17 protein-coding genes and 1 other annotated feature are annotated in these 14,923 nt (G+C 43.1%); of the genes, 16 read left to right on the forward strand and 1 reads right to left on the reverse strand.

Annotated features, from left to right (window positions below):
- Positions 1–6 precede the first annotated feature (6 nt).
- The 5 genes from QVP40_RS06360 to QVP40_RS06380 all read left to right on the forward strand — a co-directional run bounded on the left by QVP40_RS06360 (position 7) and on the right by QVP40_RS06380 (position 4,755).
- Complete coding sequence (locus QVP40_RS06360; RefSeq protein ID WP_022067639.1) at positions 7–279, forward strand: ACT domain-containing protein; 273 nt, start codon at positions 7–9, stop codon at positions 277–279.
- Between the two features lie 14 nt (positions 280–293).
- Positions 294–1,658, forward strand: coding sequence for a PFL family protein (locus QVP40_RS06365; RefSeq protein WP_022067640.1), 1,365 nt, complete (start codon positions 294–296; stop codon positions 1,656–1,658).
- A gap of 43 nt (positions 1,659–1,701) precedes the next feature.
- Positions 1,702–1,949: a binding site (T-box leader), on the forward strand.
- 128 nt (positions 1,950–2,077) lie between these two features.
- On the forward strand, positions 2,078–3,079 hold the full coding sequence (locus QVP40_RS06370) for an ABC transporter substrate-binding protein (protein WP_022067641.1): 1,002 nt from the start codon (positions 2,078–2,080) through the stop codon (positions 3,077–3,079).
- Positions 3,080–3,107: 28 nt separating this feature from the next.
- A complete protein-coding gene (locus tag QVP40_RS06375; protein ID WP_022067642.1) occupies positions 3,108–3,989 on the forward strand; it encodes an ABC transporter permease in 882 nt (293 codons plus the stop codon).
- The gene (locus tag QVP40_RS06380; protein WP_022067643.1) at positions 3,982–4,755 is read left to right on the forward strand and encodes an ABC transporter ATP-binding protein; all 774 of its coding nucleotides are present in this window, start codon (positions 3,982–3,984) and stop codon (positions 4,753–4,755) included. Before QVP40_RS06375 ends, QVP40_RS06380 begins: the two co-directional genes overlap by 8 nt.
- A 105-nt stretch (positions 4,756–4,860) precedes the next feature.
- Here the strand turns inward: QVP40_RS06380 and QVP40_RS06385 are convergent, their stop codons facing one another.
- Complete coding sequence (locus QVP40_RS06385) at positions 4,861–6,138, reverse strand: tRNA(Met) cytidine acetate ligase (RefSeq protein ID WP_022067644.1); 1,278 nt, start codon at positions 6,136–6,138, stop codon at positions 4,861–4,863.
- A 263-nt stretch (positions 6,139–6,401) separates the two neighbouring features.
- Between QVP40_RS06385 and pta the strand changes: the two genes are divergently transcribed.
- The 11 genes from pta (at position 6,402) to QVP40_RS06440 (ending at position 14,874) form a co-directional block, all read left to right on the forward strand.
- Positions 6,402–7,409 carry a phosphate acetyltransferase gene (gene pta, locus QVP40_RS06390; RefSeq protein WP_022067645.1) on the forward strand — a complete coding sequence of 336 codons (1,008 nt, stop codon included), beginning with the start codon at positions 6,402–6,404 and terminating at the stop codon, positions 7,407–7,409.
- Positions 7,410–7,496: 87 nt separating this feature from the next.
- Complete coding sequence (locus QVP40_RS06395) at positions 7,497–8,684, forward strand: acetate/propionate family kinase (RefSeq protein ID WP_022067646.1); 1,188 nt, start codon at positions 7,497–7,499, stop codon at positions 8,682–8,684.
- A 467-nt stretch (positions 8,685–9,151) separates the two neighbouring features.
- Complete coding sequence (locus QVP40_RS06400; RefSeq protein WP_022067648.1) at positions 9,152–9,679, forward strand: YceD family protein; 528 nt, start codon at positions 9,152–9,154, stop codon at positions 9,677–9,679.
- A 3-nt stretch (positions 9,680–9,682) separates the two neighbouring features.
- Complete coding sequence (gene rpmF, locus QVP40_RS06405; RefSeq protein ID WP_022067649.1) at positions 9,683–9,865, forward strand: 50S ribosomal protein L32; 183 nt, start codon at positions 9,683–9,685, stop codon at positions 9,863–9,865.
- 356 nt (positions 9,866–10,221) lie between these two features.
- Complete coding sequence (locus tag QVP40_RS06410) at positions 10,222–10,638, forward strand: hypothetical protein (RefSeq protein WP_022067650.1); 417 nt, start codon at positions 10,222–10,224, stop codon at positions 10,636–10,638.
- Between the two features lie 11 nt (positions 10,639–10,649).
- Entirely contained in the window at positions 10,650–11,387 is a 738-nt protein-coding gene (locus tag QVP40_RS06415) for a zinc ribbon domain-containing protein (RefSeq protein WP_022067651.1), read from the forward strand.
- Positions 11,377–12,372: a protein phosphatase 2C domain-containing protein gene (locus tag QVP40_RS06420; RefSeq protein WP_022067652.1), complete on the forward strand. Its 996-nt coding sequence runs from the start codon at positions 11,377–11,379 to the stop codon at positions 12,370–12,372. The genes QVP40_RS06415 and QVP40_RS06420 overlap by 11 nt, the downstream gene beginning before the upstream one ends.
- A 2-nt stretch (positions 12,373–12,374) precedes the next feature.
- Positions 12,375–13,352: a protein kinase domain-containing protein gene (locus QVP40_RS06425; protein WP_022067653.1), complete on the forward strand. Its 978-nt coding sequence runs from the start codon at positions 12,375–12,377 to the stop codon at positions 13,350–13,352.
- A gap of 51 nt (positions 13,353–13,403) precedes the next feature.
- Complete coding sequence (locus QVP40_RS06430; protein ID WP_022067654.1) at positions 13,404–13,610, forward strand: zinc ribbon domain-containing protein; 207 nt, start codon at positions 13,404–13,406, stop codon at positions 13,608–13,610.
- Positions 13,611–13,676: 66 nt separating this feature from the next.
- Positions 13,677–14,363, forward strand: a complete 687-nt coding sequence (locus QVP40_RS06435; RefSeq protein ID WP_022067655.1) for a vWA domain-containing protein — start codon at positions 13,677–13,679, stop codon at positions 14,361–14,363.
- 178 nt (positions 14,364–14,541) lie between these two features.
- Positions 14,542–14,874, forward strand: coding sequence for a hypothetical protein (locus tag QVP40_RS06440; protein ID WP_022067656.1), 333 nt, complete (start codon positions 14,542–14,544; stop codon positions 14,872–14,874).
- Positions 14,875–14,923 lie beyond the last annotated feature (49 nt).

Raw genomic sequence — 14,923 nt, forward strand, 5'->3', positions numbered from 1 at the left:
AAAGCCATGAAAAAAACAATTATCACAGTAGTAGGAAATGACGGAGTAGGCATCATTGCCAGAGTATGTACATATCTGGCAGAACATAATGTAAATATCCTTGATATCACACAGACCATTGTTCAGGGCTATTTTAATATGATGATGGTAACAGATGCCAGTGCATGCCAGAAAGATACCGCGGCTCTTGCAGAAGAACTGACAGTTCTGGGAGATGAGATTGGCGTAGTGATCCACTGCCAGCACGAGGATATTTTCAATAAAATGCACAGAATTTAAGGAGACACCTACTTATGATTAACATGTTTGAAGTAAATGAAACCAATAAGATGATCGAACAGGAGAACCTTGACGTTCGTACCATCACAATGGGAATCAGCCTTCTGGATTGCATTGACAGCGATTTGGATAAGGTAAATGAAAATATTTATAAGAAAATCACAGAATATGCGAAGGATCTTGTAGAAACAGGAGATAAAATCGCTACAGAATATGGGATCCCCATTGTCAACAAGCGTATTTCCGTTACTCCGATCGCGCTGGTAGGCGGCGCTGCCTGCCATACCAGCCAGGACTTTGTCACCATTGCAAAAACACTGGACAGAGCAGCAAAAACAGTGGGCGTTAATTTTATCGGAGGCTATTCCGCTCTTGTAAGCAAGGGAATGACTCCGGCAGAAGAACTTCTTATCCGTTCCATTCCTCAGGCTCTGGCAGAGACAGAGCGTGTGTGCAGTTCTGTAAACGTAGGTTCCACAAAAACAGGAATTAACATGAACGCAGTAAAGCTTATGGGCGAGATCGTGCTGGAAACAGCGCAGGCAAGCAAGGAGCAGGATTCCCTTGGCTGCGCGAAACTGGTGGTATTCTGCAATGCTCCGGATGACAATCCTTTCATGGCAGGTGCTTTCCACGGAGTAACAGAAGCAGACTGTATCATCAATGTTGGCGTCAGCGGCCCGGGTGTTGTAAAAACAGCCCTTCAGAAGGTTCGCGGAGAGGATTTTGAAACTCTCTGTGAGATGATCAAGAGAACTGCATTTAAGGTTACCCGTGTGGGACAGCTGGTAGCCCAGGAGGCATCCAGACGTCTGGGAGTACCTTTTGGAATCGTGGATCTTTCTCTTGCGCCCACACCGGCTATCGGCGACAGCGTTGCAGAGATTCTGGAAGAGATCGGACTTGAGCGTGTAGGCGCTCCGGGAACCACAGCGGCTCTTGCTCTTTTAAATGACCAGGTAAAAAAAGGCGGAGTTATGGCATCCACAGCAGTGGGCGGTTTAAGCGGCGCTTTTATTCCGGTCAGTGAAGACCAGGGAATGATCGATGCGGTCAACCTTGGCGCTCTTTCTCTGGAAAAACTTGAGGCAATGACCTGCGTCTGCTCTGTAGGACTTGATATGATCGCAATCCCCGGAGATACAAAGGCATCTACTATTTCCGGAATCATTGCAGACGAAGCGGCTATTGGTATGGTAAACCAGAAAACAACAGCAGTACGTGTGATTCCGGTAATCGGAAAAGGTGTCGGAGAGACTGTTGAATTTGGCGGCCTTCTGGGATACGCTCCGATCATGCCGGTAAACCAGTTCTCCTGTCAGGCATTTGTTGACCGCGGCGGAAGAATTCCGGCGCCGATCCACAGCTTTAAAAATTAAAAACAGGGTTGACAACAGCAGTTTGATGTGGTAAAGTAACAACATAAAACCGATGAGGAAGAGAAGTAAACATTTATGCATCATTCCAGAGAGCAGACGTTGGTGGAAGTCTGTATGAGGCTGATTGTTGAATGGCCTTCCGAGGGCAGTCCGAAATCTCTGTGCAGAGAGTAGGCACTGACGGGAACCGAACCCGTTACCAATCAGGAGTGTATGTTTGTACATGAGAAAGTGGACATTTTGTCAATTTGAGTGGTACCGCGATAATAAGAAATTATTACCGTCTCAAGCATTAGCTTGGGGCGGTTTTTTGTTTCAAAGGACAGGTATCACAGCTTTCTTTCTCGCAGACAGGATGCCGGAGGCTGGCATATACTTCCGGTAAAGCAAAAAGAATCGTAGAGAGAGGAGAAAACAACATGAAAACAAAAACAACAGCAAAGGTATTAGGAGCAGCATTACTGACAATGACACTGGCAGGAACAGTAACGGTTTATGCGGAAGAAGAGTATACTATTGGGATCGAGCAGTTTGCAGAGCATGGATCTCTGGACAACTGCAGAGAGGGCTTTCTGGAAGGACTGAAAGAGGAAGGCATTGAAGAGGGCAAAAATCTTACCGTAGAATATAAGAATGCAGCAGCAGATATGGGAACCTGCGGACAGATTTCTGACGGGTTTGCAGCGGATAAAGTGGATCTTATGGTGGGAATTGCCACTCCAAGCGCCCAGAGTCTTTATAATGCAGCAATGGACGCAGGTATTCCGGTTATTTATACAGCAGTTACAGATCCTCTGGCAGCAGAGCTTGCCGATGATGAGGGAAACCCTGTAGGTGAGATCACAGGAACAAGCGATAAGCTTCCGGTAAAGCAGCAGCTTGAAATGATCCGCCAGATGCTTCCAGAAGCAGAGACCATTGGAATCATGTATACCACAAGCGAGGCGAATTCTGAAGCGGCAGTAAAGGAATATGAGGAGCTTGCCGGAGAATATGATTTTAAGATCGAGACAGCGGGAATTGCAACAACCGCGGATATTCCACTGGCTGCGCAGTCGCTTCTGGAAAAGGTTGACTGTATGACAAACCTTACAGATAATACTGTTGTTTCATCCCTTCCCACAATCCTTGAAATGGCAAATGAGAAAAAAATTCCGGTATTCGGAAGCGAGATCGAACAGGTAAAACTGGGCTGCCTTGCAGCAGAGGGACTTGATTATATTGAGCTTGGAAAACAGACCGGAAAAATGGCTGCGCAGGTATTAAAGGGTGAGAAAAAAGCCTCTGAGCTTCCTTTTGAAACGATTGAAGAGGCATCTCTGTATGTGAATACTGCGGCGGCAGAAAAGCTGGAGATCGAGATTCCGGAGGAAATGACTGAGGCGGCTGCAGAGGTTTTTGAAGAGATTACAGAAGCGTAACAAAGATTTTTATGGAGGTTGAAAGGCCATGGATTTTATTATCACGATCATTGAGCAGGGACTGATCTACGGTATTCTTGCTCTGGGCGTTTATATCACATATAAAATACTGGATTTTCCGGATCTGACTACAGACGGAAGCTTTCCCCTGGGGGCTGCAGTAACCGCAGCTTTGATCGCAAAGGGCGTAAATCCCTATCTGACCCTTCCGGTAGCTTTTGCAGCAGGAGCGCTGGCCGGAGCATGTACAGGACTGATTCATGTAAAGGGAAAGGTCCGGGATCTTTTATCCGGTATTATCATGATGACCGCGCTGTGGACCATTAACCTCCGCATAGCAGGAAGCTCCAATGTCCCTCTGTTTTCCAAAGAAACTATTTTTAAAAACAGCTTTCTGGAAAATCTTTTTCCGGAGGCTGTGAAGCCCTATGCCACACTGATCGTGATCGTGATTCTTGCGCTGATCACAAAGCTGGTACTTGACTTTTATATGAAAAGCAAATCCGGCTTTCTTTTAAGAGCAGTGGGCGACAATGAGAAGCTGGTGACTTCCCTTGCAAAGGATCAGGGAAATGTAAAAATCCTGGGTCTTGCTATTGCAAACGGACTGATCGCTCTGGCCGGATGTATTTTCTGTCAGGAGGAAAGAGTGTTTGAGATTTCCATGGGAACCGGCGCGGTGGTTATAGGCCTTGCCAGTGTTATTATTGGAACCAGCCTGTTCCGGAAGCTGACCTTTATCAGGGCAACTGCGGCGGTGATTCTTGGTTCTGTTCTTTACAAGGCATGTACTGCTGTTGCAATGAGAAATTTTGAACCCCAGGATATGAAGCTTATTACAGCAGCGCTGTTTCTGATCGTGCTTCTGATCAGCATGGAAAGAAAGAAAAAGGTGAAGATCGATGCTTGAGTTAAAAAACATTTATAAATATTACAATCCGGGAACGGTCAATGAAATGTGCCTGTTCAAAGGCTTTAACCTTACAGTTAAGGATGGAGAGTTTCTTTCTGTGGTGGGCAGCAACGGTTCGGGAAAAACTTCCATGCTGAATATTATCTGCGGCAGTATTCCGGTAGAGTCAGGGAATATCCTTCTGGACGGCAGGGATATTACAAATGCAAAAGAGTTTAAAAGAAACGAAAAAATCGGCCGTGTGTACCAGAATCCGTCTCTTGGAACCTGCCCGTCCATGACCATTCTGGAAAACATGTCCCTGGCAGACAATAAAGGAAAACGCTTTGGACTTGGAAGAGGCGTGAATAAACACAGAGTTGAATATTACCGGGAGCTTCTGAGACCTCTGAATCTGGGACTGGAAGATAAAATGCATGTAAAGGTGGGCTCTCTTTCCGGGGGACAGCGTCAGGCAATGGCTCTTCTCATGTCAACGATGACTCCTATTGAATTTCTGATCCTTGATGAACATACAGCAGCTCTGGATCCAAAAACAGCAGAGATTATTATGGAGCTTACGGACAAAATTGTAAAAGAAAAACATCTGACAACGATCATGGTTACTCATAATCTCCGGTATGCGGTAGATTATGGAAGCCGGCTTCTGATGATGCATCAGGGAGAAAGTGTGATCGATTGTGCAGATGAGGAAAAGGCTGCCATGAGTATTGATGACATTCTTGAGAAGTTTAATGAGATCAGTATTGAGTGCGGAAACTGAGATAAGTCAGAAAACGTGAAAAAAGATCAAAGCATCAGAAATTATGAGATGCTTACAGATTTTAAGGGGGAAAACGACATGTTTCGTTTTCACCCCTTTTGTACTTTACGGAATCAGAATCATCTGCTTCTGGTATTCGTGAACAAAGGCCCGCCCTGTTTTATGGCAGATCAGGCTTTCGTATATGTTGGAGGCTGCAGTATTGGTATCCAGCAGCTTTTTTTCATCCGCAGTAAATGTTTTCGCTGATGAAGAGGGCTTGGTCACCAGAGGAATGGTTCCTCTTTTTTTTATTTCTTTTAAAAGAGGGGAGGCGCTTTTTCTGAATCCCAGAACCCTGCCGAAAGAAAGCTCTTTAGGGGTTTCTCTGATCTGAAGAAGAATGTGCAGAAGAGCTCTCTGGATTCTTGTATGTGTCAGTTCCTTTGTTTTCAGAAGTTCTGTAAACTGACAAAAGCCTCTGTAATCATTCAGGCAGTTGATGATCCGCGCTGCAAGGTCAGGAGAAACGTCTGCATATTTACTGAGCTCTTCTGATGTTTGTCCTGTAAGACAGTAGTGCAGAATCAGGTCAAGGTCGTTTTCTGTAAGAAATTCCTGTCTGGAAAATGCATTTTTCAGAAGCTGCAGGGAGGCAGCGGGAAGCATGTTTTCCAGAACAGAAAAATCTTTAACACTGTCGGATGAAGGAGTCCGGCCGCTCTTTTCTGAAAGAAAAGCCCGGACTGCAGATGCAGAAGGAGCCTGATTGTTTTTTAAAGTGAGGTCATGATACCCGGAGCCTTCCCGTTTCAGTGTCACTGGCTTGATGGTGCTGTTAAGTCTGAGAAGGGCGCGGCAGTATTCGATTCCCAGAATATTATTGGGAGAGGAGAGAAGGGTGTCCGAAAAGGCGGACAGATTTTTTTCGCTCAAAGAATGTAACGTGCAAAGATACTTGCCAAGAGCCTGGCTTCTGGCTGCGGGAAAGGACATTCCCTGCTTCAGGCTGTTTTTCAGAAGATCACGGAAGCCTTGCGGCTCCTCGTTTAAAATACGGGCGGCCAGCTGCATTCCCTCCACAGACCCCTCTTCGCTTCCGAAACATAACTGATCCACGACCCCTGATCCGTTAAGAAGAGAAACAGCTCCTCCTGCAAAAAATTCCGCACTGGCAGAAGAAACCTGTACAGGCAGCTCCAGTACAAGATCTGCGCCGCACAGAAGGGCGGCCTCGGCCCGTATGTATTTAGGGAGAAGGGCAGGGGTTCCCCGCTGAACAAAATCTCCGCTCATGGCAACAATGATATAATCAGAGTTCAGTTTTTCCCTTACATAAGCGATCTGGTGCAGATGACCCAGATGAAAGGGATTATATTCTGCAATGATTCCCGTAACGTTCATATGATTTCTCCGGCTTTCTGAAAATATTGTAGGTTCTATTCTATCACAGATTTTCCGGTGAAACAAACGAAACAGCTTTTGACTGGACAAATCCTTTAAAAACAAAAAATTGCACCTTAAAAAATACCTTCTGATTATGAATTATCAGTGGGAAATGCTTGAAATAAGGGAGTGCAGGGGGTATAATAAACTTATCTGTGAGATGCTTACAGAAGCGTCTCATCGGGCCGTCAGGCCAAATAATGAAAGGAGCCATTTTAATCATGGGATTTGTTGAAGTGCTCAAAAAAAGAGCAAAAGAAAACATTAAAACAATTGTACTGCCAGAGACAGAGGATATGAGAACTCTTGAGGCAACTGACAAGATTCTGAAAGAGGGCGTTGCCAAGATCGTCCTGATCGGTAATGAGGAGACTATTAAGGCAAAAGCAGCAGAAGGCGGATTCGATATCTCCGGAGCTACTATTGTTGATCCGGAAACTTCTGACAGAACTCAGGCTTACATTGACAAATTTGTTGAGCTGAGAGCAAAAAAAGGCATGACACCGGAGAAGGCAAAAGAGATCCTTCACACACAGTATCCATATTACGGTGTTATGATGGTTAAGATGGGCGACGCAGACGGAATGGTATCCGGTGCATGCCATTCTACAGCAGATACACTTCGTCCGTGTCTGCAGATCCTGAAAACAAAACCGGGAACCAAGCTGGTATCTGCTTTCTTCCTGATGGTAGTTCCGAACTGTGAGTACGGTGCAAACGGCGCATTTGTATTTGCTGATTCCGGTCTGAACCAGAATCCTACACCGGAAGAGCTTTCTGCAATCGCAGCTTCTTCTGCAGAATCTTTCCAGCTTCTGGTACAGGAAGAGCCGATCGTTGCCATGCTTTCACACTCCACAAAGGGCAGCGCAAAGCATGCAGATGTAGACAAAATGGTAGAGGCTACCAGAATCGCAAAAGAAGAGCATCCGGAACTGAAACTGGACGGAGAATTCCAGCTTGATGCTGCTATCGTTCCAAGCGTAGGCGCTTCCAAAGCTCCTGGCAGCGAGGTTGCAGGAAAAGCAAACGTTCTTATCTTCCCGGATCTGGATGCAGGAAACATCGGATACAAACTGGCTCAGCGTCTTGCTAAAGCAGAAGCATACGGACCTGTTACTCAGGGTATTGCAAAACCGGTAAACGATCTTTCCAGAGGATGCTCAGCAGATGATATTGTTGGTGTTGTAGCAATCACTGCTGTACAGTGCCAGGCAGAGGACAAATAAAACTTCTTCCGGTGGTGCGTGCAGTCTTGTCAAGGCTGTTTTTGATTATGGATCGTAGTACATACAAAGAATAGGAGAGTAAAAATCATGAATGTATTGGTAATTAACTGTGGAAGTTCTTCCTTAAAATATCAGCTTATCAACTCTGATACAGAGGCAGTTCTTGCAAAAGGTCTCTGCGAGAGAATCGGAATTGACGGAAGACTGGTTTACAAAAAAGCCGGCGGAGAAAAAGAGATCACAGAAGCTCCGATGCCTACACATAAAGAGGCAATCCAGATGGTTCTGGACGCTCTTACAAATGAAAAGACAGGCGCAATTAAGAGCCTGAAAGAAGTAGACGCAATCGGTCATCGCGTTGTACACGGTGGAGAAAAATTTGCTTCTTCTGCAGTGATCACAGATGAGATGATCAAAGCAGTAGAAGAGTGCAACGACCTTGCTCCTCTTCACAATCCGGCAAACCTGATCGGTATCCGTGTATGCTCAGAGCTTATGCCTGGCGTACCGCAGGTTGGCGTATTTGATACTGCTTTCCATCAGACAATGCCGCCGAAAGCATATCTCTATGGTCTGCCGCTTAACTATTACAAAAACTACAAGATCAGAAGATATGGTTTCCATGGAACCTCCCACAGCTTTGTTTCCAAACGTGCTGTTGAATTCCTGGGCCTGGACAAAGAAAACTCAAAAGTTATTGTATGCCACCTGGGCAACGGATCATCTGTCAGCGCAGTTGTAAACGGTAAATGTATTGATACCTCCATGGGTATGACTCCTCTTGAGGGTCTGATCATGGGAACACGTTCCGGAAGCATTGATCCGGCTATCATGGAGTTTATTGCAAAGAAAGAAAATCTGGATATCGCAGGCGTTATGGATGTTCTGAATAAAAAATCCGGTCTGTACGGAATGTCCGGACTTTCCAGCGACATGCGTGACCTGGAAGATGCAGCGGCAGAAGGCAATGTAGACGCAAAGAATGCAAGAGAGGCTCTTGGATACGGTATTGCAAAATACGTAGGCGGATATGTTGCAGCTATGAATGGTGTGGATGCGATCGTATTTACAGCAGGTATCGGTGAGAACGATAACCTTGTACGTGAAGACGTATGCTCCTATCTCGGATACCTGGGAATCTCCATTGACAAAGAGATCAACAAAAAACGCGGCGAGGAGATCGTGATCTCCACACCGGATTCCAAGGTTAAGGTTGCGGTAATTCCTACAAATGAGGAGCTTGCAATCTGCAGAGAGACAGTTGCCCTTGTATAAAAAGACAGTTGTGATTATATAAGATTTCCAAGAAGGCTCACCCCGGAAGGGGTGAGTTTTTCTTATGATTCAGGGAAAGCTATTTTATATGGCACTGTTTTGGATTACTGATAATCAATAATATGTATTTTGGAAAATATATCAGAATCAAGATTGGGAGACAGACCTTGTAATCGGTGCGATTACAGAGTCGCAGGAATTCATTAGTCAGGTATTGGAGAGTAAAGGCGGCAGGACGAATATGTGTACAGCGTTGGAGGAATTAGAGAAAGATGGAATAGAAACCGAAAAAATCTTGCCCGATATGAAGACAGGATCTAACCAGAAGAAATGTAAAAAAGGTTTTTGCTTTTGCCCTCCGGACATTTTTGACAAAAAATAACAGAATTGTCGTAACAGAAGGTAAAAATCCTTGACAAAGGAAGCCCTCCTATGTATAATTGATTAAGTGTGAATAGGAGATAATTATGCAGATTCATTTATCAGATGTTACATCCTGTGAAGGAAAGACAATACAGATAAGCACAGAGCTGGAAATGGAAACAGTTTCTTTCCAGATGGGCGAGTTTCCTGTATTAAAAAAAGAACCGGTAGATCTGGTGATCACGAATACCGGAAATAAGGTTCTTGAGCTGACCGGCAATACATGTGTGACAGTGGGTATTCCCTGTGACCGTTGTCTGGAACAGGTTAAGATTGACATTCCATGTCATATTGAGCGCAAGCTGGATATGAAGCTTACGGATGAGGAACGGGTCAATGATCTGGATGAAAGTAACTATCTCACAGGAATGGACCTGGATGTGGACCGGTTGGTCTATCTTGAGGTACTGATGAGCTGGCCTTTGAAGGTCCTCTGCAGAGACGACTGCAAAGGCATCTGCAGCCAGTGTGGGAAAAACCTCAACGACGGTCCCTGCGGATGCGCAGAGGAGCCGAAGGATCCCCGCATGGCAGCTATCAGTGATATATTTAGTAAATTTAAGGAGGTGTAACCTATGTCCATATGTCCAAAGAACAAAACATCTAAAGCAAGACGCGATAAAAGACGTGCAAACTGGAAGATGAGTGCTCCGAACCTGGTAAAATGCAGCAAATGCGGCGCCCTGATGATGCCTCACAGAGTTTGTAAAGCATGCGGAAGCTACAATAAGAAAGAAATCATTAAAGTTGAAGATTAATGAAAACGTAAAAAACAGGATCCTGAAAGGGGTTCTGTTTTTTTGTTAAGGAAAAGCTTTTCTCCTGGAAAGTAATAAATAAAAAGTCCCACTTCTGCCGGTATAATGAAATAGAATTCAATTATAAAAAATCCATCAGTCATCAATCCGAGACTGGTGGATTTCCTATTTAAAAATATGGGAACTAAGGTGTTTAAAAAATTTTGTTTTTTAAATAATCTGCCCCTATCAGTTGCCACAGATTGAAAAAAGGTAATGAAAAAAATAAAATTAATAAGACAAAAAGGAAAGAAAGAGAATAAATGATATCCCAAAATAAGGTTTACAAACAGGTTGAAGGTTGAGAGGGGAACAGTATGGAAATTTTAATTGTAGTCTGTCTGGCAGTACTGGTATCGGTTTTTATTGTAAAATTTTGTATAAAAGGTGAGTCCGGAGGATCGGAAAAAGACTCCGGCGCATTGTATTACAGTGAAAAAACAGAGGATATAGTCGAGAAAACAGAAAAGAGTCTTGAGGCATTTTGCTGTGAGGTAATAAAAGACGAAAAAGAGAAGATTAAAAAAACAGAAGTTCCGATAAAGACCGGAATTGTATATGGTACGAAATCGGCATTGGTTCCTGCGTCAGCCGGTTCTCTGTCACAAAAGACAATGGAGGTAAAAGTGATATATCAATATATTCCGACTGACTGTGGATGGAAATGCAGCTATTGTGACGGCAGGAATGATGAAAGTGAAAAAAGATGTCAGGTATGTGGCATGGAAAGATGAGGAAGGATGATATGTATTGTGGAACATGTGGTGAAAGAATAAAAAACGGCGAAAAAATATGTCCTTTTTGCGGAAGTGAGCAGACGACTTTGCCCCAATGGAAAGGGATTTCTCTTGATTTTATTTCAGATAAAGAAGAAAAGGAAGAGCCTTTGGAGAAAACATTAAAAACAGACAGGAATTTGTCCGATACAAAGTCAAAAGAGGAGGACGAAATATTTTACCGGCCGGAAAATCCGGAGAGTTCGCCCTTTGATTTTCAGGATACAAAGAGAAAATTAAAGCAAAACGGAAGAAAACAGAAAAAAGTATCCGGTATATCCGGAATAGTGAAAGTATCAATTATAATCTGTGTTGCAGTATTGATTTTGTCCGGCAGTATTTATATCAGAGCATTGCAGAGGAGAAACGATAATCTGGGACAGAAACTGGAACAAATGGAAAAGCTGGAAGCCCATATTCAGGAACAACAAAGAAAATATAAGGGCATTGCAGAAAAACAGAAAGCTCAGAAAAAACAGATTGAAGCGCAGGAAAAGCAGATGAATGAACTGGAAGGTCAGATAGCTGAAATAAGAGAAGATCTGGATATGAATACAGCTGAAGAAGATTTTTTTGATGCCGGAGAGGCAGAAAGTGAAGAAATAACAGAAAGAATGACAGATGAAGATAAAATACCGGAAAGCGAACAGGAAGTCATATCTTCAGACGGATATAGTCAGGAGGATTACAGTTCAGATGAACAATAAAACAAAAAAGCAGGATTGTAATGACGGAAACAGAAAATCGGATTTCAGAACCGTGACAGATTACTGCTTTTGCCTGACCAGAGAAAAAGTGTCGGGAAAAGGGGAGGACAGCTTCTTTTTTGACATAGACAGGGAAAAAGGAATCATCGGTGTTTTTGATGGAAGCGGAGGCAGCGGTGCTAAGGTATATCCATTTTTTGAAGGACACAGTGGAGCCTATGTGGCTTCCAGAGTGCTTGCCGAAGTGTCCCGCAGATGGTTTTCTGCCCTTCCGGACGATCTGAGAGCGTGTTTCGGATCTAAAGAGGTAAAAAAGCTGAAACGTTGGATAGATCGATATTTAAAGGCATGTTCTGAGCTTGGAAGTGGAAAAAGTATGCTGAAAGGTAATCTGATGAAGGAATTTCCATCTACGCTGTCACTGGTTTTGATTGCTCCCTGGAAATCAAATGCTTTAGTGACTGAATTTATCTGGGCAGGAGATTCCAGAGGATATATTCTGGACAGCAGCGGTCTGCATCAGGTGACTGTGGATGATATTGCCAATACGGATGCACTGGAAAATCTTTCCGAGGATGCACCCATGAAAAATGTGATCTCTGCTTCCCATCCTTATGTTTTAAATCGAAGAACAGGTATAGAACAGCTGCCTGCACTGATTATTTCGGCAACCGACGGATGTTTTGGTTATCTTCGTTCTCCGATGGAATTTGAACGTTTTCTTTTGAAAACCATGAAAAGATCAGAAAGCATGGAACAATGGAAAAAAGAGATGGATCAGCTGTTAAAAAGAATATCCGGAGATGACTATACCATGTGTATATATGCGGCAGGATTCGGCAGTTTTGGCCATATGAAACATTACTTTTCTGCAAGATTACAGGAATTAGAGCAGAAATATTCCTGTGAAGACAGTGGAAAAGAGAGACTGTTAAGTGAATGGAAGGAATATAAGCTGGAATATGAAGCTTATCAGGAAAATTAAAAATGAAAGTAATTAACGGATATGTCATTGACGGCGATTTAAAGACCGACAACAGTGGTTTTTCAAAATGGGCATTTGCCAAAAAGAACGGATGCGATTATTTTATCAAGGAGTTTCTGGCGCCGGTCTATCCGGTAGATGAAAGTATTTTTGGACCTGAAATGACAGCGCGCAAAAGAAAAATCTGTGAGAAGTACGAAAACAGATCTGTCTCCTTATACAGCACGCTGAATGAAGCTTCCGATGGAAATCTGGTAAACATCTGTGAGTTTTTCAGGTGTGGAACCAAGTATTACATGACCATGGAAAAAATTCGTGGAATTGGATGGGAAACTATCGGAAATTTGTGCGAGCAGGAAAAACTGAAATTATGCAGAATACTGGCACACAGTGTTTACAGACTTCATGAAAATGGAATCGTGCATGGCGATCTGAAACCTGAGAATATTCTCCTGAAGCGCCTGGAATCAGGAGCAGTGACGGCAAAGCTGATTGATTTTGATAATTGTTTCTGGGAAAGCGAGGTTCTTCCCGCTAATAAAGAAATTCATGGGGATCCTGTATATTTTGCGCCGGAAACGGCCCGGGCTATTATAGGTGATGAAGATAAACGGTTGTCTGTCAAAATTGATGTTTTTGCTCTGGGTTTGATTTTTCATCAGATTCTGACAGGAGAACTGCCGGATTTCGATCACGATAAATATCATTATGTGTTTGAGGCCCTTCTTGACAAAGGGGAAGTCAGACTGCGCCATATTACAGATTCCGGGAACAGGATGATCCTGGAAAAAATGCTGGTGCCTGATCCGGAAAAACGCATCAGCCTTGCAGAATTTCTTGAAAAATGGGAGGATTTGGATCCTGATCGGGAAAATTCATCAAAGCTGATACTGCATTTAATATCAAACGTAAGTGAAAAAAGTGAGGAAAACATTGGTAATGGAGAGGAGTTTTTTTATACGGCAGGAGACTTGCAGTAAAAATAGATTTATAAAATAAATAAAATTATAAGATAAAAAGGAGAGGACGATATGTTTTGCGGATATTGCGGAGCAAGGCTGAAAGAGGATTCAAATTTTTGCGGAAAATGTGGGACAAAGGTAATAAAGATGCCGGAAGAACTGAAATGGGAAGAAGAGGATACAGTGACTTTTGATAAAAAAACAGAAGTAATTATTCACAAGGAAAAAGAGTCGGAGGATTTCTGCAAGTATTTTTATAAACCGGAAGATTTATAAGAATGATGTCAGCCAGTAATGATACGGATTCTAAAAGCATAAAAAGATACGTTGGGAGAAAAGAGAATGGGAGAAAATTATTTATTTAAGTATAATGTAGACATGGTATTTTGTATTGACGCAACAGCCAGTATGCGTCCGGTGATCAATACGGTAAAAAATAATGCGTTGAATTTTTACCATGATGTGACAGCGGCTATGGAGAGAAAAGGAAAGCATATTAACGAAATGCGGATTCGGGTTATTGCTTTTCGGGATTATCTGGCAGATGGTGATTCTGCAATGATGACAACTGATTTTTTCCGGCTGCCTGAACAGTCGAAGGATTTTGAAAGGTGTGTAAAAAGTATTCATGCAAAAGGAGGCGGGGATACACCGGAGGACGGTCTGGAGGCTTTGGGATATGCAATTAAGTCAAAATGGACTCCGGGAGGCGATAAAAGAAGAAATATAATTGTAGTATGGACAGATGCTCCTACACATAAGCTGGGATATGGAAAAAAATCTCCCTGCTATCCTTCTGGGATGGCAGAATCTTTTGGAGAGCTGACTTCCTGGTGGGGAGATGAGCAATGTCCGGGGCAGATTTCTGACTCATCTAAGCGGCTGGTTTTGTTTGCGCCTTATGAAGAGGAATGGAGTGTTGTTACGGAAAACTGGAATAATGTAATCCATTATCCCTCTACTGCAGGAAATGGTTTGGAGGACCTGGACTACAAAGAGATTATTGATGCCATTGGAAACAGTATCTGATTCAGGATAATGATGTGAAATGAACTTATCAGGAATGGAAAAATAAAAATCACCTGTTCACATCAGCAGATAAAATCAGATTAATATTTATTTAACAATAAAAAGATTGACAATTACGGAGCAAAGAGTTAGTATATAGACAACAATAAAGATGCTTCTTTAAAGGAGGTCGGTGATCATGACGTTTGCAGAACAGATTTCAATTATTTCTTTTGCTGTGATTCTTGTATTTTGTATGGCCGCTTATCTGAGAATCCATTCCCGGTATGAAAACGGAATTTTCCACAAAGCCGGTTGTTGTCTTTTATATGGATATCTGAAAATAAGTCTTGCTGTAGGATATGCAAAGAGAGCTGTAATGATGAAGCTTGGAAGCATCTGCAGCAGCTGCCGTTTTCAGGATGCTCCTGAGGCATTCCGGCATAAGGAGAACCGTCTGAGAGAACTTCAGATGGAAATTTCCCGCAGCGGATATGCGAAACACTCACATAATCTCAAAATATTAAACTAACAAAAAATTGATTTTCACTAATTCCTCTGCTATACTGCATAGCAGAGGA

The sequence above is a fragment of the Blautia sp. CAG:257 genome, from assembly GCF_000433815.1.
GTDB classification, from domain to species: domain Bacteria; phylum Bacillota; class Clostridia; order Lachnospirales; family Lachnospiraceae; genus Blautia_A; species Blautia_A caecimuris.

Coding starts and splice junctions, on each gene's coding strand:
- QVP40_RS06435 (WP_022067655.1), top strand. CDS start 13,677: ATGGGAGAAAATTATTTATTTAAGTATAATGTAGACATGGTATTTTGT.
- QVP40_RS06370 (WP_022067641.1), top strand. CDS start 2,078: ATGAAAACAAAAACAACAGCAAAGGTATTAGGAGCAGCATTACTGACA.
- QVP40_RS06420 (WP_022067652.1), top strand. CDS start 11,377: ATGAACAATAAAACAAAAAAGCAGGATTGTAATGACGGAAACAGAAAA.
- QVP40_RS06395 (WP_022067646.1), top strand. CDS start 7,497: ATGAATGTATTGGTAATTAACTGTGGAAGTTCTTCCTTAAAATATCAG.
- QVP40_RS06365 (WP_022067640.1), top strand. CDS start 294: ATGATTAACATGTTTGAAGTAAATGAAACCAATAAGATGATCGAACAG.
- QVP40_RS06400 (WP_022067648.1), top strand. CDS start 9,152: ATGCAGATTCATTTATCAGATGTTACATCCTGTGAAGGAAAGACAATA.
- QVP40_RS06380 (WP_022067643.1), top strand. CDS start 3,982: ATGCTTGAGTTAAAAAACATTTATAAATATTACAATCCGGGAACGGTC.
- QVP40_RS06415 (WP_022067651.1), top strand. CDS start 10,650: ATGTATTGTGGAACATGTGGTGAAAGAATAAAAAACGGCGAAAAAATA.
- QVP40_RS06425 (WP_022067653.1), top strand. CDS start 12,375: ATGAAAGTAATTAACGGATATGTCATTGACGGCGATTTAAAGACCGAC.
- pta (WP_022067645.1), top strand. CDS start 6,402: ATGGGATTTGTTGAAGTGCTCAAAAAAAGAGCAAAAGAAAACATTAAA.
- rpmF (WP_022067649.1), top strand. CDS start 9,683: ATGTCCATATGTCCAAAGAACAAAACATCTAAAGCAAGACGCGATAAA.
- QVP40_RS06430 (WP_022067654.1), top strand. CDS start 13,404: ATGTTTTGCGGATATTGCGGAGCAAGGCTGAAAGAGGATTCAAATTTT.
- QVP40_RS06410 (WP_022067650.1), top strand. CDS start 10,222: ATGGAAATTTTAATTGTAGTCTGTCTGGCAGTACTGGTATCGGTTTTT.
- QVP40_RS06375 (WP_022067642.1), top strand. CDS start 3,108: ATGGATTTTATTATCACGATCATTGAGCAGGGACTGATCTACGGTATT.
- QVP40_RS06360 (WP_022067639.1), top strand. CDS start 7: ATGAAAAAAACAATTATCACAGTAGTAGGAAATGACGGAGTAGGCATC.
- QVP40_RS06385 (WP_022067644.1), bottom strand. CDS start 6,138: ATGAACGTTACGGGAATCATTGCAGAATATAATCCCTTTCATCTGGGT.
- QVP40_RS06440 (WP_022067656.1), top strand. CDS start 14,542: ATGACGTTTGCAGAACAGATTTCAATTATTTCTTTTGCTGTGATTCTT.